This window comes from Hominilimicola sp., from assembly GCF_046972485.1.
GTDB classification, from domain to species: Bacteria; Bacillota; Clostridia; order UBA1381; family UBA1381; genus Hominilimicola; species Hominilimicola fabiformis.
In genome coordinates this window covers 1-1,413 of the sequence record NZ_JBKVWU010000221.1, presented here as the reverse complement: position 1 = coordinate 1,413, position 1,413 = coordinate 1, and the positions used below count along the sequence as shown (strand labels likewise).

Genomic DNA, 1,413 nt, shown 5'->3' with positions numbered 1-1,413 from the left:
AGATGAAGCCGACAATACCGATCCGCGAGCTTTTTCAAATCAAAAAGCATGGAAAAGATTGCTTGTGCTTTTGGCAGGCGGTGTTTTTAATATCATTTTGGGTTTTGTACTGTTTCTTGTTATTGTTCCGTCAACGTCGCCTGCACGAACAAATGTTATTGATACGGTTGTTCCGCACAGCTATATAGAACAAGTCGGAGTACAGCCGAATGATAAGATTATAAAGATTAACGGAAAGAAAATCAATTTCTATAATGATATTTCACTTTATACTCAAAATTTCAAAAAAGACGAACAGGCAACCGTAACGGTTTCAAGAAACGGTGAAAAAATCGACTATTCATTTATGCCGACGGAGCAAATTGTCAAAACAACTTACGGAGAAAACGGCGTGCAAGTCGACAGTACAATAAACGGATACACAACAGGTCAGTTTGTGGAATATTCCGATAAAATGCCTAAGGACGATTCACTTGTAGGTCAGTCGGAAACAAGCACAAGATATATAATAGGCTTTACACCTAAAACAAAGGATATAACGATATTTAATGTTTGGGGAGAGTCTTTAAATGAAACCGAATTTGTGGTTAAGCTTGTGTATCAGTCATTCTGGCAGATGATAACAGGTAAGGTCGGAGTAGATCAAATGTCAGGACCTGTCGGAATTGTAAGCGAAGTGAACAACGCGGTTAATTCGGGCAGTTACAGTTGGCTTTATGTGCTTAACTTGGTTGCAATTTTGACAATAAATCTCGGAATATTCAATATTCTTCCGATACCTGCACTTGACGGCGGAAGAATATTGTTTGTACTGATTGAAATGATACGCAGAAAGGCTATTCCGCCTGAAAAAGAGGGGATAGTTCATGCAGTCGGAATGTTATTGTTATTGGCATTCATTGTGTTCGTATCATTCCACGATATAATGCGTTTATTCAATAAGTGAGGTTAATATTTATGAGAAAACAAAAAAGAATTGTAAATATAGGCGGTGTGAAAATCGGCGGTGACAATCCCGTTGCAATTCAGTCTATGTGTAATACCGACACAAGAGATGTCAAAGCAACGGTAAATCAGATACATGAACTTGAAAATGCAGGCTGCGAGATAATTCGTGTTGCCGTGCCTGATATGGTTGCGGCTAAAGCAGTAGCGGATATAAAAAAGCAAATTCATATACCGCTTGTTGTCGATATACATTTTGATTATCGTCTTGCGTTGGAATGTATGAAAAACGGTGCGGATAAAGTCAGAATTAATCCCGGCAATATCGGTGACCGCGACAGAGTAAAGCAAGTTGTCGAAATGGCAAAGGAAAGAGAAATCCCTATCAGAATCGGCGTCAACGGCGGTTCGCTTGAAAGAGAATTACTTCAAAAATACGGCGGTGTAACTGCCGACGCACTTGTGGAA

At 39.4% G+C, this 1,413-nt stretch carries 2 protein-coding genes; both read left to right on the top strand.

Going from position 1 to position 1,413, the window contains the following annotated elements; all coding sequences use genetic code 11:
* The coding region (locus tag ACLTU0_RS11950; RefSeq protein ID WP_412322668.1) for a M50 family metallopeptidase at positions 1-946 on the top strand (946 nt) is incomplete at its 5' end.
* A gap of 11 nt (positions 947-957) precedes the next feature.
* The coding region (locus ACLTU0_RS11945) for a flavodoxin-dependent (E)-4-hydroxy-3-methylbut-2-enyl-diphosphate synthase (protein ID WP_412322667.1) at positions 958-1,413 on the top strand (456 nt) is incomplete at its 3' end.